This window comes from Paraliobacillus ryukyuensis, from assembly GCF_003315295.1.
In the GTDB taxonomy this organism is placed as follows: domain Bacteria; phylum Bacillota; class Bacilli; order Bacillales; family Amphibacillaceae; genus Paraliobacillus; species Paraliobacillus ryukyuensis.
The window spans coordinates 22,776-37,518 of sequence record NZ_QNRI01000011.1 but is presented as its reverse complement, the minus strand read 5'-3'; the positions used below and the strand labels follow the sequence as shown (position 1 = coordinate 37,518).

Here is a 14,743-nt window from a genome sequence, read left to right as displayed (position 1 = left end):
TTGTTTAGTTGATCATCGACAGCTTTGCTGGCGATGATCATCGGTGGAAAACAAGCAATCATCAGTCTTCGTCTAATTGCTTAATGCTAATCCGCTTTTGGCTCCCGTCTTGTTGCATGTATCGATGCAGTCGAATAACAAGTAACCCGTATCGATAGGTCGCATCTACTTTATCTTCACGGACGGCATAAGGTAAGTCCAGCTTGCGATCAAATGCGCCATGCAAAATTTCTTCTTTTATTACTTGTCCGCTTTGGTCTAATTTGATCGTTCCGGCTATTACTAGTGTAGTACCGCGAACGAAGACATCGATATCTTTTATTCGTTCCACTCCTGGTAAACTCACATAGCAAATAATTTCTTTTTCCGTTTGATACATATTTACTTGTGGGATTGGTGGTTTTAACACATCGTCAAAGCCATTCCAAAAGTTCTCGCCAAAGAAGTGATCCATATTTTGTTTCCAACCTTGCATTTGTTCAAATGGATTATTCATGGTCATGCCTCCCTTATTTATCAATATACTTGTCAGGCTACTTCTTTTTGGCTAAAATCGGCTATTATAAGTATTACACTATATGCAGCATTTAAGGTAGATGTTATACATGCGCTATCCATTATGATTTAGCATGAATGTAGTTGGAAAGACTGGAATAAGATTAGATACTGCGGAAGTGTGGAACTTTACATAGTAAGCTAAACAAGAGGAGGATGTAAGTTGTTGTTAGATAATGCAATTATTATGGTGGTCACCATTTTAGTTATCAATATTTTTTACGTTTCACTACTAACACTTAGAACGATTTTAACTTTAAAAGGAAGAAGATATATTGCTGCGGTGATGGGTATGATGGAAATCGCTATATATGTAGTTGGATTAGGATTAGTTCTCGACAACCTTGATCAAATAGAAAATCTAATTGCTTATGCGTTAGGTTTCGGAATTGGCGTTATTGTCGGTTCTAAAATTGAAGATAAGCTGGCATTAGGTTACATTACGGTTAATGTCATCTCGTCAGATCCGGATATTGAGTTTACTAAGAAACTTCGTGAAAAAGGTTACGGCGTTACGAGCTGGTATGCTTACGGGATGGACGGCGATCGTTTGTCTATGCAAATTTTAACGCCGAGAAAATATGAATTAAGTCTTTATGAAACGATTAAAGGGATTGACCCAAAAGCCTTTATTATCGCTTATGAACCAAAACAAATCCATGGCGGTTTCTGGGTGAAACAAGTTAGAAGGGGGCGTATCTCTAAAAATGCCAAAAAACAAGAACAAGCAGCAGAACAAAAGCCAACCGAATAAAAAACGTTTTTCCGTCGAAGAAGGTGAAACCATTAGTGCTTGTTTAGAACGAATGAAACAGGCGGGTTATCAGCCAATAAGACGGATTGAAAAACCGATTTTCCAAGAAAACCAAGCTGGTGTTGAACCAGTAAGTCAAGAAATTATCTTTGATGCAATAAGGATTAAATCCGAACATTGAAATATACATTGAACTAATTGTTCGATTTTCGTTGACGTAACCTGCGTTACTTGTTATGATAAATCCATAGTTAATTTATCTAACAAACAACTAATATACCTCATATAATTTCAGGGATATGGCCTGATTGTTTCTACCCGTCACCGTAAATGATGGACTATGAGGGAAGATGATACATTGGGAAATCGACTCTAGTAAGAAGTAGAAAGTAAGTGATCGTACTATTCAACTCAAGTTGAATAAGTATAGTATTCATTTATGTTTTAACAATGAGCTGTGAGTCAAGCCAATGTTGTTTTTCTTGTGCAATCAACCTATTCATCTTCTCTCTTAAACTGGAGAGGTGAGTAGGTTTTTTTATGTAAATAATAACGAAATGAGGGTCAACATGGCTGACGTAGGCGTGATTATGGGAAGTATTTCGGATTGGGAAACAATGCAACATACCTGTGAAACGTTAGAAGCACTCGAAATTAGTTATGAAAAAGAAATCATTTCTGCACATCGTACGCCAGAAGATATGTTTCAATATGCAGAACAGGCAAGAAGTAAAGGGTTAAAAGTTATTATTGCTGGTGCTGGTGGTGCTGCGCATTTACCAGGCATGGTTGCAGCAAAAACTACGCTCCCAGTTATCGGTATTCCTGTTCAAACAAAAGCTCTCGATGGCATAGACTCGTTACTTTCCATTGTGCAAATGCCTGGTGGAGTGCCGGTCGCTACTGTCGCGATTGGAACGGCTGGCGCAAAAAATGCAGGATTATTAGCTACGCAAATAATAGGAGCGTTTGATCCATCGGTTGCTGATCGGTTAGCAACCTACAAAGAGACATTGAAACAAAAGGTGACAGAAATGAGGGAAGATCTTGCCACAAAATAGATTTCTATTCGGTTCTACAATTGGTATTATTGGTGGTGGGCAATTAGGTAGGATGATGGCGACTGCAGCCAAACATATGGGTTATCGCATCGCTGTCTTGGACCCAACCCCTGATTGTCCCACTGCACAGGTCGCAGATCACCACATTGTAGCAGCATATAATGATCAAGCAGCAGTAGCGAAACTAGCAGAGCAAAGTGACGTGATTACGTATGAATTTGAAAATGTTGATCTAGCAGCAGCTCAATTTTTAGAAGCAAAAGGGTTACTTCCACAAGGGGCAAACTCGTTAGCAATCACACAAGACAGGGAAAAAGAAAAAGCAGCTATGGTAGCTAGCAATCAACCCGTTGCTCCATTCGTGATTGTACATAATGAGCCAGAATTATTCGAAGCTATAGCGAATATTGGCTATCCATGTGTCGTGAAAACTTGTCGAGGGGGTTATGATGGCAAAGGACAGGTCAAACTACAAACGAAAGAAGATCTCGAAGCAGCGGTGAAGCTAGTAGAAGACAATGAACGGGTAATTGTGGAAAGCTGGGTTCCATTTGATCGAGAGATTTCTGTTGTGTTCACGCGTTTTGCCGATGGGAGCATAAGTTTTTTTCCAATCGCCGAAAATACCCATCGAGACCACATTCTTTATATGACACAAGCACCTGCGACTATATCGGTGCATTTAGCTAATCAAGCAAAACAAGCAGCAAAAGCGATTGCGGAAACGATTGGTGTGATTGGTACGTTTGCGATTGAAATATTTGTGCAAGGCGATCAGTTGTACATTAACGAATTAGCACCTCGTCCGCACAACTCGGGGCATTACACCATTGAAGCATGTAATGTATCGCAATTTGAACAACATATTCGAGCGATATGTGGTTTGGCACCATTACCTGTTTATTTTCATGGTGCAGCTATCATGGTCAATTTACTTGGTCAAGATATTGAACCCTATTTAGCAGAGATGGATCGGTTGCCAGGACATTTTCATATGTACGGTAAAGCAGAAAATAAACCAAAGCGCAAGATGGGTCATGTAACGTATATCGGAGAAAACATCAAAGCATTAAATCAAACGTTGGAAGTAAATAATCAGATAAACATGTAGGAGGCAGCTTATGATTGAACGTTATACCAGAGAAGAAATGGGTACCATATGGACAGATGAAAACAAGTATCAAGCTTGGCTTGAGGTAGAGATTTTAGCATGCGAAGCGTGGAGTGAATTAGGTGTTATTCCGAAAGAAGATGTGGAAAAACTTCGCCAAAACGCTTCGTTTGATATTGGTCGTATTCTAGAGATTGAACAAGAAACACGTCACGACGTGGTGGCATTTACGCGTGCCGTGTCCGAAAGTTTAGGGGACGAGAAGAAGTGGGTGCACTACGGTTTAACATCTACAGATGTAGTAGATACAGCATTATCGTATGTCTTAAAACAAGCAAACAGTGTTATTCGTAATGATATTGTGCAATTTATTGATGTGTTAAAAGAAAAAGCTTTGGAACACAAACATACGGTTATGATGGGAAGAACGCATGGTGTCCATGCAGAACCGACGACATTTGGGTTGAAAATGGCGCTATGGTATGAAGAAATGAAACGAAATTTAGAGCGATTTGATGCGGCAGCGAAAGTGATTGAAACTGGTAAACTATCCGGTGCGGTAGGAACATATGCAAACATTGATCCATTTGTGGAATCGTTTGTTTGTGACAAACTTGGACTTTCAGCTGCGCCAGTTTCGACACAAACGTTGCAACGTGATCGTCATGCTCAATACCTATCAACACTAGCACTAATCGCAAGTTCCGTTGAAAAATTTGCAACAGAAATTCGTGGCTTACAAAAAACCGAAACGCGTGAAGTAGAAGAGTTTTTTGCTAAAGGACAAAAAGGGTCGTCTGCAATGCCACATAAACGTAATCCAATTGGTTCTGAAAATATGACAGGAATGGCGAGAGTCATCAGAGGTTATATGATGACGGCGTATGAGAATGTCACACTTTGGCATGAACGAGATATTTCACACTCTTCTGCAGAGCGCGTTATTCTGCCAGATGCAACTATCGCGCTTAATTACATGTTGAACCGTTTCCGTAACATCGTTAAAAATCTAACCGTATTCCCTGAGAATATGAAACGTAACATTGGTCGTACCTATGGCGTTATTTTTTCACAGCGTGTGTTACTTTCGTTAATTGATCAAGGGATGAGTCGTGAAGAAGCGTACGATATTGTCCAACCCAATGCAATGAAGGCTTGGGAAACGGCAACGCCTTTCCGTACGCTAATTGAACAAGAAGAGAAAATTATGGCAACTTTATCCAAAGAACAAGTAGACGATTGTTTTGATTATACGTATCATCTGAAAAATGTAGACGCGATTTTTGAAAAAATCGGCTTAGCATAATTATATAGTGGGGAGAGGTGACGGAACGTGAAGGGAAATCTGTTGTATGAAGGAAAAGCAAAGCAAGTATTTATGGTAACAGAAGATCCAGACGCGCTTATTTTATCATACAAAAATGATGCAACAGCTTTTAACGGGGAGAAACAGGCAGTCTTTCAAGGAAAAGGTCGCTACAACAACCTTATTTCCTCGGCAATATTTACGTATTTACAAACAAATGGTATAGCTAGTCATTTTAAACAACAATTAAATGATACGGAACAACTAGTAGAGAAAACGACAATCATCCCGTTAGAAGTAGTCGTACGAAATATCGCGGCTGGTAGTATTACGAGGAGATTAGGCATCCCAGAGAAAACAGCATTCACGTCACCTCTTCTTGAGTTATATTACAAAGATGATCAACTTGGCGATCCAATCATAAATGATGAACACGCACGATTACTGACAGATGCCACAGGTACGAATTTAGCAACGATTAAACAAATGGCATTGCAAGTGAATGAAAAATTACAGCCATTTTTTCAACAAGTCGGCTTAGCATTAGTAGATTTTAAGCTTGAGTTTGGGCGTAATGCGCAAGGAGAAATTGTACTAGCTGATGAGATATCACCAGATACCTGTCGATTGTGGGATCTGACCACTGGTGAAAAAATGGATAAAGATGTTTTTCGAGAAGATTTGGGCGACTTAATAGAAGTTTATGATGCAATTTTGCAACGACTGGAGGCTGTCAAATGAAAAAAGTATTGATTCATATTACATTAAAAGAAGGTGTACTAGATCCACAAGGAAAAGCGGTACAGCATTCATTGGAAACCTTAGGATACGACACTGTTAAAGAGGTCCGTGTTGGTAAGTACATGGAATTGGTAGTAGAAGATGATGCTTCCATTGAACAGCAAGTAGAAACGATGTGTGAGAAGCTTTTGGCAAATCCAGTGATTGAGAATTATAGTTATACCGTGGAGGAGGTCGTCCCACTGTGAAATTTGCTGTCATTGTGTTCCCAGGTTCCAACTGTGATCGAGATATGTATCATGCAGTGACGAATGCCTTAGAAGAAGAAGCGGAATTAGTCTGGTATCAAGGAGCAAATCTAGCAAACTATGATGCTATTCTATTACCCGGTGGTTTCTCTTATGGCGATTATTTGCGCTCCGGTGCGATTGCCTCTACATCTGATATTGTTACCCAAGTGAAAGAACAAGCTGCGCTTGGCAAACCTATTTTAGGCGTATGCAATGGTTTTCAGATATTGCTTGAATCCGGTCTGTTACCAGGTGCGATGTTACAGAATAAGAAATTAAAATTCATGTGCCATCAGGAAGGTTTACGTGTCGTCAATAATACCACCATGTTTACGAGTAACTATGTGCAAGATGCAATCGTTTCTATTCCGATTGCGCACCAAGAAGGAAACTACTATTGTGATGAAGCGACACTTGCTAGCTTGCAAGCAAATAATCAAATTGTTTTTACCTATCAAACAAACCCGAATGGTTCAGTTGCTGATATTGCAGGGATTGTCAATGAAGCGGGGAATGTACTAGGCATGATGCCACATCCCGAACGAGCTTCAGAAGCGATTCTAGGTTCAGCTGATGGTTTGAAATTATTTCAATCAATACTAGAAAATTGGAGGAAAGTATATGTTGCAGGCGCCTGAGATCACCCCAGAAGTAATTGAAGCAGATCGTGTGTATCAAGAAATGGGTATTACGGATGAAGAGTTTTCTACGATAAAAAAAATTCTAGGTAGATTGCCGAATTTTACAGAGGTAGGTATCTTTTCTGTGATGTGGTCAGAGCACTGTAGCTATAAAACTTCCAAACCGTTATTAAAGAAATTTCCTACTAAAGCACCGCATGTGTTACAAGGACCTGGAGAAGGTGCAGGTGTCGTAGATATTGGCGATGGGCAAGCGGTTGTGTTTAAAATTGAAAGCCACAACCACCCTTCTGCAGTAGAGCCTTATCAAGGAGCTGCTACTGGTGTCGGAGGCATTATTCGTGATGTGTTCTCAATGGGAGCAAGGCCAATTGCCTCGTTAAATTCCTTGCGTTTTGGCAACTTAACCAATGGACGCGTGAAGTATTTATTTGACGAGATTGTCCATGGTATTGCTGGTTATGGTAACTGTGTGGGCGTGCCAACGGTAGGTGGCGAAATTCAATTTGATGATAGCTATCAAGGCAATCCACTCGTTAATGCTATGTGTGTCGGGCTTATTGATCAAAAAGATATGCAAAAAGGGCTTGCAGCTGGTATCGGCAATACCGTTTTATATGTTGGTTCAAAAACAGGTCGTGACGGGATTCATGGCGCCACTTTTGCTTCGGAAGATTTAACGGAAGATTCGGAAAGCAAACGCTCCTCTGTGCAAGTTGGCGATCCTTTTATGGAAAAACTTTTAATTGAAGCTTGTCTGGAAGTAATCCATTCCGATGCGCTAGTTGGGATGCAGGATATGGGCGCGGCTGGTCTTACGTCTTCGGCAAGTGAAATGGCTAGTAAGGCAGGAACAGGCATGGAAATGAATCTAGACTTAATTCCGCAACGCGAGGAAAATATGACGGCTTACGAAATGATGTTGTCTGAATCGCAAGAACGAATGTTATTAGTTGTTCAAAAAGGTCGAGAAAAAGAAATCCAAGATGTATTTGCGAAGTATGATTTGGAAGCAGTTGCGGTAGGGCATGTCACGGATGATAAACAATTCCGATTATTACATAAAGGCGAGGTTGTGACAGATATTCCAGTGGATTCTTTAGCTGAAGATGCTCCTGTCTATTACAAACCATCCGCCGTACCAAGCTATTTTGAAGAATTCCAAGCAATGACGGAATATCTTCCAACCGTTATGGATCACGCAGACACATTAAAAAGCTTATTACAACAACCAACGATTGCAAGCAAAGAATATGTTTATGATCAATATGATTCCATGGTGCAAGCCAATACTGTGTTCGCGCCTGGCTCATCTGCAGCAGTTGTTCGTGTGAATGGTTATGATAAAGCACTTGCCATGACAACCGATTGTAATTCTCGCTACATTTATTTAGATCCAGAAACAGGTGGGAAAATTGCCGTGGCAGAGGCGGCCCGAAACATTATCTGCTCTGGTGCTAAGCCGCTTGCATTAACTGATGGACTTAATTTTGGTAATCCAGATAAACCAGAGAACTTCTGGCAAATGGAGAAAAGTGTAGAGGGCATGAGTGAAGCTAGTCTTGCGTTAAACACACCCGTAATTAGTGGAAATGTTTCACTATATAACGAATCAAACGGGCAATCAATTTTCCCTACACCAGTCGTTGGTATGGTTGGTTTGCACGCATCTTTAGCGGATATCACCCCATCCTTTTTCCAACATATAGGGGATATGATCTATGTCATCGGCGAAACGAAACCTGAATTCGGCGGAAGCGAACTGCAGAATTTGTTGGAAAAACGTTATTTTGGAAAAGCACCATCCATTGATTTAGCTGTTGAAGCAACCCGTCAAATGCAAATTTTAACGGCCATTCAATCCGATCTAGTCGCATCTGCGCATGATCTAGCAGAAGGCGGGTTGGGCGTTGCATTAGCGGAGAGTTTATTTACTGATCAACAGCTTGGTTGTGAGGTGAACGTAACTGAAGATGCAACAGCTGCTTTATTTAGTGAAACCCAATCACGTTTTCTCCTCTCCGTAAAACCAGAACATCAAGCCGCTTTTGAAGCAACAATCGCTGACGCTCATTTACTTGGATATGTAACTGACACTAGCAGACTTGTCGTTCATCATAATAACGAAGCGCTAATTGATGAATCGGTAACGCAGCTACAATCCTTGTGGAAAGGGGCTATTCCATGCTTACTGAAATCAAAGGCTTAAATGAAGAATGTGGTGTGTTTGCCATCTGGGGGCACGAAAAAGCCGCTGAGATGACTTATTACGGTTTACATGCCATGCAACATCGTGGACAAGAAGGGGCTGGAATTGTAACAAGCGATCGAGAGACACTTCATCTCCATAAAGGTAATGGGTTAATTAATGAAGTATTTCAAGAAGGGCAGTTTACCCGTTTGAAAGGCAGCGCCGCATTAGGGCATGTTCGTTACGCTACCCAAGGTGGTGGTGGTTACGAAAACGTCCAACCGTTGTTATTTCGATCACAGAAAAATAGCATGGCACTAGCGCATAACGGAAATCTCGTTAATGCACAAGCCTTAAAAAACCAATTAGAAGCACAAGGAAGTATCCTGCAAACGACATCTGATACTGAAGTAATTGCACACTTAATTAAACGAAGTTGCAATGTACAAATGGAAGAATCAATTAAACAAGCACTTGGTATGATCAAAGGCGCATATGCATTTTCCATTTTGACGGAAGATAAATTATTTGTTGCACTAGATCCAAGAGGATTGCGCCCACTGTCGATTGGGAGATTGGGAGAAGCGTATGTCGTTGCTTCAGAAACATGCGCATTTGATTTAATTGGTGCGACTTATATTCGTGAAGTGAAGCCAGGGGAATTAATCACTATTGATGACACCGGCTTACACAGTACCTCATTTGCATCACCAATGCAACGCACGCTTTGCTCGATGGAGTATGTCTATTTTTCACGACCAGATAGTAATTTAGATGGGCAAAATGTGCATGCCAGTAGAAAAACAATGGGAAAACAGCTTGCCAAAGAATCACCTGTCGAAGCAGATGTTGTGACTGGCGTACCAGATTCGAGTATATCAGCGGCAATTGGTTTTTCTGAAGCAAGTAGTATTCCGTACGAATTAGGATTGATTAAAAACCGTTATGTCGGTCGTACATTCATCCAACCATCGCAAGAATTGCGCGAACAAGGGGTAAAAATGAAACTATCTGCTGTACGTGGAATTGTCGAAGGGAAACGTGTCGTCATGGTAGATGATTCCATTGTACGTGGAACGACTAGCCGTCGAATCGTCGGGTTGTTGAAAGAAGCAGGTGCGACAGAAGTCCATGTACGCATTGCTTCACCACCAATTGAAAATCCATGTTATTACGGGATTGATACTTCTACCAAAGGGGAATTGATCGCTTCTAATTATTCCATTGATGAAATTTGTGAATTAATCGGTGCAGATAGTCTTTCTTATTTAACAACTGAAGGGTTAGAAAAATCGATTGTATCAGACACAAATTCAATGGATCACGGGATTTGCCAAGCGTGTTTCACTGGAAACTATCCAACAGAAATTTATCCAGATACCATCATTCCTGCGTATAAAGATTAATCTTGCAAAAGGGAGCTGATTACATGAGCGATCGGTACAAAGAAGCTGGTGTTGACGTGCATGCCGGCTACAAAGCAGTCGATTTAATGAAAAAGCATATTAAAACAACAAATCGTCCGGAAGTCATTGGGGGAGTAGGCGCTTTTGCAGGATTATTCGACATTAGTGGATTTACTTACAAAGAACCAGTGTTAGTGTCAGGAACCGATGGCGTCGGAACAAAGCTAAAACTCGCTTTTGAAATGGAACAACATAACACCGTAGGTATTGATTTAGTCGCCATGTGTGTGAATGACATTGTCGCTCAAGGAGCTGATCCGCTGTTCTTTTTGGATTACATTGCATGTGGTAAAAATAATCCTGAACAAATGGAGCAGATTGTTAAAGGGATTAGCGAAGGATGTGTTGAAAGTGGCTGTGCCTTAATAGGTGGCGAAACAGCGGAAATGCCAGGGATGTATCAAGCAGGCGAATACGACTTAGCTGGTTTTGTCGTGGGTATTGCTGACAAAAAAGCGATTATTACCGGTGAGACAATTCAACCTGGCGATCAAATCATTGGGATTGCTTCTAGCGGTGTTCACTCCAATGGTTTTTCATTAGTTCGAAAAATCATCAAAGATCAAGGTTTGCAACTGGATGAATATATAGAGGCATTAGATTCGACTTTGGGCGAAGCACTACTTACGCCAACACGTATTTATACCAAAGTAATCCAACAATTAAAGCAAGCGATAACGATTAAAGGGATTAGCCATCTGACTGGTGGCGGATTTTATGAGAATATCCCAAGAGCGTTACCTGAACAGCTAGGCGCTAGGTTCTATCAAGGAAGCTGGCAATTGCCTCCAATTTTCAGCTATTTACAAGCACAAGGAAATCTATCTGATCAAGATATGTTTGGTGTGTTTAATATGGGAATTGGAATGGCTGTGATTGTCGCTAATGATCAAGTTGAACAAGCACTTGAAGTCCTATCAGAAAAAGGTGAGAAAGCCACCGTTATCGGGGAAGTGACAGCAGAAGCTGGGGTGAGAATACGTGAGCGGTAAACCAAGATTGGCGGTTTTTGCTTCTGGAACTGGTAGTAATTATGATGCTATTTTTCATGCGATTGAACGAAATGAAGTAGCTGCGGAGCTTACGCTTGTGGTTTCGGATAAACCAACTGCAAAAGTAATCGACAAAGCTAGAAACAATGGTACACCAACTTTCACTTTCGAGCCCAAAGTGTACCCATCAAAAGCTGCATTTGAAACAGAAGTGATGGAACATTTGCACGCAGCCAACATTGACTGGATTATTTTAGCAGGTTATATGCGTTTAATTGGTCCGACATTACTTCATGCTTATGAAGGTAGGATTCTGAACATCCATCCATCCTTATTACCAGCTTTTCCAGGATTAGATGCGATCGGGCAAGCCTTTCAAGCTGGTGTCAAAGTTACCGGTGTAACGATTCATTATGTTGATGAAGGCATGGATACCGGTGAGATCATTGCCCAAGAAGCTGTCAACGTACAACCAGGCATCAATAAAGAAAACTTGCAAAAACAGATTCAGACAGTGGAACACAGACTTTATCCAGCTGTTATCGAGCGAGTGATTCATAATGAATACAGTAGAGGAGGAAACACAACGACATGAAAAAACGAGCGTTAATTAGTGTATCAGATAAAACCGGCGTTATTCCTTTTGCGCAAGGGTTAGAAAAAATCGGGTTTGACATCATCTCCACAGGGGGAACGTTGAAAGTTTTGCAAGAAGCAGGTGTGCAAGCACAATCCGTTGCTAGTGTGACGCAGTTTGATGAAATTTTAGGTGGACGAGTAAAAACATTACATCCGTATATTCATGCTGGATTATTAGCAAGACGTGATGATCCAACCCATCAAAACGAATTACAAGTACGCGAGATTGCACCAATTGATGTAGTAGCAGTGAATCTTTATCCATTCAAAGAAACCATTGCAAAACCAGATGTGACTGAAGCGGATGCCATTGAAAATATCGATATCGGTGGACCAACGATGTTACGTGCCGCAGCTAAGAATTTTCGTGATGTAACAGTCGTGGTAAATCCTCATGATTATGAAGAAGTCCTTGAACAGTTAGCAAAAGACAGCAAAGAAACAGTAGCTTACCGTAAGCAATTAGCTGCAAAAGTATTTCGTCACACGGCAAATTATGATGCATTAATTGCGAATTATTTTAATGAAATAACAGAAGAACAAGATCCAAATACATATACGAAGACATATGAAAAAGTCCAAAGCCTACGTTATGGGGAAAATCCGCACCAACATGCGGCCTTTTATAAAGACCCAAACGGAAAAGGAGCATCAATTGCAAATGCAACACAATTGCATGGAAAAGAACTGTCTTATAACAATATTCAAGATGCTAATGCAGCATTAGAAATTGTCCTAGAATTTGGCGATGCCCAACCCACAGCGGTAGCGGTGAAACATATGAATCCATGTGGCGTAGGTATGGGATCGACAATTTCTGAAGCATTCACCAAAGCGTATGCCGCTGATTCTACATCAATCTTTGGCGGAATTGTTGCACTCAATCGAGAAGTGGATGTGGCAACAGCCAAGCAATTGAAAGAGATCTTCTTAGAGATTGTCATCGCTCCAAGTTTTACAGAAGAAGCGTTAGCGATATTAACGGTTAAACCAAATATTCGGTTACTTCAAACACCAATCGAGATGAACCAATCGGATAAAGAAAAAGTTGTTAGCGTAGTTGGCGGATTGTTGGTACAGGACCGTGATTTTGGTGAGGTGACTGCAAAAGATGTGACTGTTGCTACCGAAAGAAAGCCAACTGAACAAGAATTAGCTTCTTTATTGTTTGCCTGGAAAGTCGTAAAACACGTGAAATCCAATGCAATTGTCGTAGCCAACGAGCAACAAACACTTGGCGTCGGCGCAGGTCAGATGAATCGAGTCGGTGCAGCAGCAATCGCTTTAGAACAAGCAGGTGGGAAAGCGAATGGAGCTGTGCTAGCTTCTGACGCATTTTTTCCAATGCCTGATACGGTGGAAACAGCAGCAAAAGCAGGCGTGAAAGCAATTATACAACCAGGTGGATCCAAACGTGATCAAGATTCCATCGACGTCTGCAATCAATACGGTATGGCGATGGTATTCACAGGAATGCGTCACTTCAAGCATTAAGCTGGAGTTGTATGAGTCTGGCCGGATGGAAGTTGCAACAACATCAGAGTGCATGGAACATTTTTAGATTAATAAAATGATCAAGTGCCAAAAATAATCAACTAATGGGGGATTGTAGGTGAAGGTTCTAGTTGTTGGAAGTGGCGGAAGAGAGCATAGTATCATAAAAAAGTTAGCACAAAGTGAGCTGGTGAACTCGATATATGCTGCACCTGGGAATGGCGGAATTGCTGAAGATGCGACATGTGTGCCAATGAAAGATGATGCAATTGATGAGTTAGTTGCCTTTGCTCAAGAAGCAGCAATCGACTGGACGATTGTTGGGCCTGAAGTACCGCTAACCAAAGGAATTGTCGATGCATTCCAAGAAGCAGAACTTAACATTTTCGGTCCTAACCAGAAAGCGGCAATCATTGAAGGAAGTAAAGACTTTGCTAAAGCCTTTATGCATCGTCACCAGATTCCAACAGCTACCTACGTAACGTTTACCGATGTCACACAAGCAAAAGCATATATTTACGAAAAAGGCGCACCAATTGTGATAAAAGCAGATGGTCTCGCAGCTGGAAAAGGTGTTGTTGTCGCGGAAACAACGGAACAAGCGATTGAAGCTGTTGAACATATGCTAATTGATAACAAATTTGGTGCAGCAGGCGCGCAAGTGGTGATTGAATCCTTTTTAGCTGGTAAAGAATTTTCTCTAATGGCATTTGTTAACGGAGAAAATGTCTATCCATTGGTACCTGCTAGAGATCATAAACGAGCATTTGATCAAGATGAAGGGCCAAATACTGGTGGCATGGGCGCGTTTGCTCCGGTTCCTGATCTTCCTCAGCATGTGATTGATACTGCGATTGAAACCATTTTGAAACCTGCTGCAAAAGGAATGGTAGCGGAGGGGCGACCGTTTACTGGAATTTTATACGGCGGATTAATTGAAACCGCAAATGGTCCACAAGTGATTGAATTTAATGCAAGATTAGGTGACCCGGAAACACAAGTTATTCTACCGCTATTAAAGAATGATTTATTACAAGTAATCATCGATGTGATGAATGACGAAGATCCACAATTATCCTGGCACAAAGGTTTTGCAGTTGGGACAGTTGTCGCTTCTCAAGGCTATCCAGGTAGCTATCAAAAGCAAATCGCTTTGCCTAGATTAAACGCATCTTCCTCGTGCTACATAGTCCATGCTGGAACTGCGAAAAATAAAGAGGATACATTCGTTTCCACTGGAGGAAGGGTATTACTAGTTGGTGCCGTGCAAGCTACGATATCCCAAGCTAGAACTGAAGTGTATACGTATTTAAATCGTGTATTTAAACATAATGAAGAGTTCTTCTATCGAAAAGATATTGGAGAAAAGTAATCAAAAAAGATGTGGAACTTATCCGCATCTTTTTTCGTATGTTTAAGGAGTCAAGATAAATCTTACTAAAATGTACTTTCTTCATGAGGTTAAGCTATGGGTAGGTAAAATATGTTAAGGTGTAAAGAGA

General features: G+C 41.0%; 15 protein-coding genes and 1 riboswitch. Of the genes, 14 read left to right on the top strand and 1 reads right to left on the bottom strand.

All coding sequences use genetic code 11. The features are described 5' to 3' along the window. Positions 1–61: 61 nt before the first annotated feature. Positions 62–496, bottom strand: a complete 435-nt coding sequence (locus DES48_RS13370; RefSeq protein ID WP_079708680.1) for an Hsp20/alpha crystallin family protein — start codon at positions 494–496, stop codon at positions 62–64. 225 nt (positions 497–721) lie between these two features. On the opposite strand from DES48_RS13370, the gene DES48_RS13365 reads away from it, so the two are divergent. The 14 genes from DES48_RS13365 to purD all read left to right on the top strand — a co-directional run bounded on the left by DES48_RS13365 (position 722) and on the right by purD (position 14,613). Further along, a complete protein-coding gene (locus DES48_RS13365) occupies positions 722–1,309 on the top strand; it encodes a DUF2179 domain-containing protein (protein WP_079708901.1) in 588 nt (195 codons plus the stop codon). Then, positions 1,263–1,490, top strand: coding sequence for an NETI motif-containing protein (locus DES48_RS13360; protein WP_113869887.1), 228 nt, complete (start codon positions 1,263–1,265; stop codon positions 1,488–1,490). The genes DES48_RS13365 and DES48_RS13360 overlap by 47 nt, the downstream gene beginning before the upstream one ends. A gap of 80 nt (positions 1,491–1,570) precedes the next feature. Next, a riboswitch (purine riboswitch) is annotated at positions 1,571–1,670 on the top strand. 208 nt (positions 1,671–1,878) lie between these two features. Beyond that, positions 1,879–2,370, top strand: coding sequence for a 5-(carboxyamino)imidazole ribonucleotide mutase (gene purE, locus DES48_RS13355; protein WP_113869886.1), 492 nt, complete (start codon positions 1,879–1,881; stop codon positions 2,368–2,370). Beyond that, positions 2,357–3,481 (top strand): 5-(carboxyamino)imidazole ribonucleotide synthase, encoded by a 1,125-nt coding sequence (gene purK / locus DES48_RS13350; RefSeq protein WP_113869885.1) that lies wholly within the window; start codon positions 2,357–2,359, stop codon positions 3,479–3,481. The genes purE and purK overlap by 14 nt, the downstream gene beginning before the upstream one ends. Positions 3,482–3,491: 10 nt before the next feature. Beyond that, positions 3,492–4,787, top strand: a complete 1,296-nt coding sequence (gene purB, locus DES48_RS13345; protein ID WP_113869884.1) for an adenylosuccinate lyase — start codon at positions 3,492–3,494, stop codon at positions 4,785–4,787. A 27-nt stretch (positions 4,788–4,814) separates the two neighbouring features. Continuing rightward, positions 4,815–5,528 carry a phosphoribosylaminoimidazolesuccinocarboxamide synthase gene (gene purC, locus DES48_RS13340; protein WP_113869883.1) on the top strand — a complete coding sequence of 238 codons (714 nt, stop codon included), beginning with the start codon at positions 4,815–4,817 and terminating at the stop codon, positions 5,526–5,528. Beyond that, complete coding sequence (purS, locus tag DES48_RS13335; RefSeq protein ID WP_079708686.1) at positions 5,525–5,776, top strand: phosphoribosylformylglycinamidine synthase subunit PurS; 252 nt, start codon at positions 5,525–5,527, stop codon at positions 5,774–5,776. The genes purC and purS overlap by 4 nt, the downstream gene beginning before the upstream one ends. Next, positions 5,773–6,456, top strand: a complete 684-nt coding sequence (gene purQ, locus DES48_RS13330) for a phosphoribosylformylglycinamidine synthase subunit PurQ (protein WP_113869882.1) — start codon at positions 5,773–5,775, stop codon at positions 6,454–6,456. The genes purS and purQ overlap by 4 nt, the downstream gene beginning before the upstream one ends. After that, the gene (purL, locus tag DES48_RS13325) at positions 6,440–8,668 is read left to right on the top strand and encodes a phosphoribosylformylglycinamidine synthase subunit PurL (RefSeq protein WP_113869881.1); all 2,229 of its coding nucleotides are present in this window, start codon (positions 6,440–6,442) and stop codon (positions 8,666–8,668) included. Before purQ ends, purL begins: the two co-directional genes overlap by 17 nt. Beyond that, a complete protein-coding gene (gene purF, locus DES48_RS13320; RefSeq protein WP_113869880.1) occupies positions 8,644–10,056 on the top strand; it encodes an amidophosphoribosyltransferase in 1,413 nt (470 codons plus the stop codon). The genes purL and purF overlap by 25 nt, the downstream gene beginning before the upstream one ends. Before the next feature lie 23 nt (positions 10,057–10,079). After that, the gene (purM, locus tag DES48_RS13315; RefSeq protein ID WP_113869879.1) at positions 10,080–11,108 is read left to right on the top strand and encodes a phosphoribosylformylglycinamidine cyclo-ligase; all 1,029 of its coding nucleotides are present in this window, start codon (positions 10,080–10,082) and stop codon (positions 11,106–11,108) included. After that, positions 11,098–11,703 carry a phosphoribosylglycinamide formyltransferase gene (purN, locus tag DES48_RS13310; RefSeq protein ID WP_113869878.1) on the top strand — a complete coding sequence of 202 codons (606 nt, stop codon included), beginning with the start codon at positions 11,098–11,100 and terminating at the stop codon, positions 11,701–11,703. Before purM ends, purN begins: the two co-directional genes overlap by 11 nt. Further along, positions 11,700–13,241: a bifunctional phosphoribosylaminoimidazolecarboxamide formyltransferase/IMP cyclohydrolase gene (purH, locus tag DES48_RS13305; RefSeq protein ID WP_113869877.1), complete on the top strand. Its 1,542-nt coding sequence runs from the start codon at positions 11,700–11,702 to the stop codon at positions 13,239–13,241. The genes purN and purH overlap by 4 nt, the downstream gene beginning before the upstream one ends. A gap of 118 nt (positions 13,242–13,359) precedes the next feature. Beyond that, on the top strand, positions 13,360–14,613 hold the full coding sequence (purD, locus tag DES48_RS13300) for a phosphoribosylamine--glycine ligase (RefSeq protein ID WP_113869876.1): 1,254 nt from the start codon (positions 13,360–13,362) through the stop codon (positions 14,611–14,613). Positions 14,614–14,743: the final 130 nt, after the last annotated feature.

Excerpts from the sequence above, each read along its gene's own strand:
- purE (WP_113869886.1), top strand. The coding sequence starts at position 1,879 with ATGGCTGACGTAGGCGTGATTATGGGAAGTATTTCGGATTGGGAAACA.
- purS (WP_079708686.1), top strand. The coding sequence starts at position 5,525 with ATGAAAAAAGTATTGATTCATATTACATTAAAAGAAGGTGTACTAGAT.
- DES48_RS13360 (WP_113869887.1), top strand. The coding sequence starts at position 1,263 with ATGCCAAAAAACAAGAACAAGCAGCAGAACAAAAGCCAACCGAATAAA.
- purM (WP_113869879.1), top strand. The coding sequence starts at position 10,080 with ATGAGCGATCGGTACAAAGAAGCTGGTGTTGACGTGCATGCCGGCTAC.
- purF (WP_113869880.1), top strand. The coding sequence starts at position 8,644 with ATGCTTACTGAAATCAAAGGCTTAAATGAAGAATGTGGTGTGTTTGCC.
- purL (WP_113869881.1), top strand. The coding sequence starts at position 6,440 with ATGTTGCAGGCGCCTGAGATCACCCCAGAAGTAATTGAAGCAGATCGT.
- purH (WP_113869877.1), top strand. The coding sequence starts at position 11,700 with ATGAAAAAACGAGCGTTAATTAGTGTATCAGATAAAACCGGCGTTATT.
- purB (WP_113869884.1), top strand. The coding sequence starts at position 3,492 with ATGATTGAACGTTATACCAGAGAAGAAATGGGTACCATATGGACAGAT.
- DES48_RS13370 (WP_079708680.1), bottom strand. The coding sequence starts at position 496 with ATGAATAATCCATTTGAACAAATGCAAGGTTGGAAACAAAATATGGAT.